Source organism: Vibrio sp. 10N.222.48.A3, assembly GCF_041475345.1.
GTDB lineage: Bacteria > Pseudomonadota > Gammaproteobacteria > Enterobacterales > Vibrionaceae > Vibrio > Vibrio tasmaniensis_A.
Window position 1 is genome coordinate 1 of record NZ_JBFRVX010000270.1, and the last position, 3,065, is coordinate 3,065.

Consider the following 3,065-nt stretch of genomic DNA (forward strand, 5'->3'; position numbering starts at 1 on the left):
GTAAATAAAATAGAGGGTAATGTTATTTTTAGTAACAAAATTACAAATGTTGCAATTCACGCTCTCAAGTTCAACATATTCCGTAAACATTAAAAAAAAACGCATTTTTGGTGATCAAAAACACAAAAAGGGAGCTTTCGCTCCCTTTTGTTTGTTTAGTTAGATTTCTATCGCAAAAAAAGTTTTTGGTAATTTTTGGTCGTTTGTTCAGCAACCTCTTTCATTGATACCCCTTTTAACTGGGCGATATAAGCCGCAACTTCGACTACATATGCAGGCTGATTCTCTTTACCACGATATGGAATTGGCGCCAAATATGGCGAATCCGTTTCGATCAGCAACCTATCTAGAGGTAGGTTTTTCACAACGTCTTTAAGTTCTGTGGCTTGTTTAAAGGTCACAATTCCTGAGATCGAGATATAGAAACCTAATTCCATTGCCGCTTCAGCGAACGCTTGATCTTCAGTAAAGCAGTGAATCACACCACCACACTTCTCTGCTCCACCATCGCGTAAAATAGCTAACGTATCTTCACGCGCGTTACGCGTGTGGATGATCAAAGGTTTATTAAGCTCAACAGCCAACTCAACGTGCTGCTTGAACCTGAGCTGTTGTAGCTCTGCAGTCTCTGGTTGGTAATGATAATCTAGGCCAGTTTCACCAATCGCCACCACTTTAGGGTTGCTCGCGTACTCACGCATTCTGTCTAAACAGAAGTCGCTCTCTACGTCGAGAGGGTGAACGCCACACGAAGCCTTAACGTTATCAAACGGCGAGATCATCTCAAGCATGTTTTCAAACGAATCCAACGTCACACCGACAGAAAGCAGTTGGTCAACGTTGGCTGCTTTCGCTTTATTAACCACGTCTTCTACGCTGGTGTGTAAATCTTGGTAATCCAGTTTGTCTAAATGACAATGGGAATCTACGAACATGTTTCCTCGCAAGTGGCTATCAGCCAATTCATTATGAGTAGCTCCGTATTGAGCCCAGGGTGTAGCTTGAACTGCTCAATCAATATCAGCAGTTTATTCGACGCTGCATAAGCACTTTGATAAGACATCACCTCACACAGTGCTTTCGCACTCGGAATGATAGCCTGATTAGCTAAACCAAAATGCAGCTTTTGTACATCTGACAATAAATGCCAAAGCCAGCTAAGTTGAATCAAAGGGTCTTTGCTAAGCTCTGTAGAGAACTTCAGCATGTCGGGTTGAGTGCCTTTTATCACATTCACAAAGCCATCGAGCGCTTTTGTTGAAGCTTCGACGCCACCTTGATCAAACATTGCTTTCGCTTTCAGGGGGGCGTTGTCGTTCAATGTCAGTATGTACTGAGGAACCGTTTTACCGACTTCTCCATTTAACCATGCCGATCCTGCATCTAATTGTGGACACACCACATTAAATTGCTGGCAACGGCTAAGAATAGTTGGCATTAAGCGATTACTGTTACGCGTTGAAAGGATGAAAATACAATTACTCGCAGGTTCTTCCAGTGTTTTCAACAGCGCATTAGACGCCGATTCATTCATCGCTTCAGCCGGACTCAGCAAAATGACACGCAAGCCACCCAACTGTGACGATTGTTGAGCCCAGCGGTTACTCGCACGCACTTGGTCAACGGTAATCGATTTACCTTCTTTCTCAGGTTCGATCACATGGAAATCCGGGTGACTCCCCGACTTCATCAGTTCACAACTGTGGCAAAATCCGCACGCTTCACTTTCGTAATTAACACACATCAATGCATCGGTAAGTTGGCTAACCAGCGCTTCCACACCAAGCCCTTCAGGCGCATTAACGATCACAGAGTTAGGAAAACGTTCTGCATCGAGACTTTTTTTCCACTCACTCCATACCGGTGTGAGCCAAGAATACACTTCAGCCATGACTACCTACTGTTTATTGAGCCAAGCACTGAGCGCGACTTTAATATCAGCGGCTACTTGCTCAAGCTCTTGCTGTGCATTAATCACGAGTACAGAATCGTCTTGCCCTGCAATTTCTAAGTAACGCTCACGCGTGCGATCGAAAAATGAGATGTCCATCTTTTCGATTCTATCAAGCTCACCACGACCTCTAGCACGCTCTAGCCCGACTCTAGGGTCTAGGTCCAAATATAGTGTTAAATCTGGCTTAAAACCGCCTAGCGTGGTTTCTTTCAGTGATTCCATCGTAGTGCGTGCGATCTGACGACCACCACCTTGATAAGCTTGAGATGACATATCATGGCGATCACCCAACACCCATTTACCACTGTCTAGTGCAGGCTTGATGACGTTTTCTACTAATTGAACACGCGCTGCGTACATCAGCAGCAACTCAGTCATGTCTTGAAGCTTCTCGCCCTCGTGTTCTTCTTTGACCAACGAGCGCATCTTCTCGGCAAGCACGGTACCACCGGGTTCACGAGTATTAACGATGTCAGCGACACCGGCTGTTTTCAATGTCTCAACGATGGCATTGATTGCTGTACTTTTGCCAGCACCTTCAAGGCCTTCAACCACGATAAATTTCGACTGATTCATAATTCTTTCTTTATTTGTTTTTTCTTAATTGCTTTAAGTAAGCTCGTACTGCACGGTTATGCTCAGTCAAACTCTTTGAAAATACGTGACCGCCCGTTCCACTCGCAACAAAATACAGGTAGTTGCTCTTCTCTGGATTCAGAGCCGCGTTGATAGACGCTTTACCCGCCATCGCGATCGGTGTTGGCGGTAAACCGCTCATTGTATAGGTGTTGTACGGCGTTGGTGTGCGTAGATCTTTCTTTCGAATATTACCCTTGTAGCTAGCACCCATGCCGTAGATAACCGTTGGATCAGTTTGCAAACGCATACGCTTGTTCAAGCGGTTAACGAACACAGAAGACACACGCTCACGCTCAGAAGCGACAGCAGTCTCTTTTTCGATGATAGACGCAAGAATTAAAGCTTCATACGGCGATTTAAGAGGCAGCTTATCGGCTCTGTTTTCCCACTCATCATTGACCACGTTCATTAGATCTCGGTGGGCGCGTTTCAACAAATCTAAATCCGTTGTGCCATAGGTGTAGTGATACGT

The 3,065-nt window shown here is 44.9% G+C and carries 4 protein-coding genes; all 4 read right to left on the bottom strand.

Annotated features, from left to right (window positions below):
- Positions 1-167: 167 nt before the first annotated feature.
- Positions 168-935, bottom strand: a complete 768-nt coding sequence (locus AB4653_RS08915) for a TatD family hydrolase (RefSeq protein ID WP_009848983.1) — start codon at positions 933-935, stop codon at positions 168-170.
- Positions 926-1,891: a DNA polymerase III subunit delta' gene (locus tag AB4653_RS08920; protein WP_009848982.1), complete on the bottom strand. Its 966-nt coding sequence runs from the start codon at positions 1,889-1,891 to the stop codon at positions 926-928. Before AB4653_RS08920 ends, AB4653_RS08915 begins: the two co-directional genes overlap by 10 nt.
- Before the next feature lie 6 nt (positions 1,892-1,897).
- The gene (gene tmk, locus AB4653_RS08925; RefSeq protein ID WP_009848981.1) at positions 1,898-2,530 is read right to left on the bottom strand and encodes a dTMP kinase; all 633 of its coding nucleotides are present in this window, start codon (positions 2,528-2,530) and stop codon (positions 1,898-1,900) included.
- A 10-nt stretch (positions 2,531-2,540) separates the two neighbouring features.
- Positions 2,541-3,065: endolytic transglycosylase MltG (gene mltG, locus AB4653_RS08930; RefSeq protein ID WP_372103887.1), on the bottom strand; the 525-nt coding region annotated here is incomplete at its 5' end.

Excerpts from the sequence above, each read along its gene's own strand:
- AB4653_RS08915 (WP_009848983.1), bottom strand. The coding sequence starts at position 935 with ATGTTCGTAGATTCCCATTGTCATTTAGACAAACTGGATTACCAAGAT.
- AB4653_RS08920 (WP_009848982.1), bottom strand. The coding sequence starts at position 1,891 with ATGGCTGAAGTGTATTCTTGGCTCACACCGGTATGGAGTGAGTGGAAA.
- tmk (WP_009848981.1), bottom strand. The coding sequence starts at position 2,530 with ATGAATCAGTCGAAATTTATCGTGGTTGAAGGCCTTGAAGGTGCTGGC.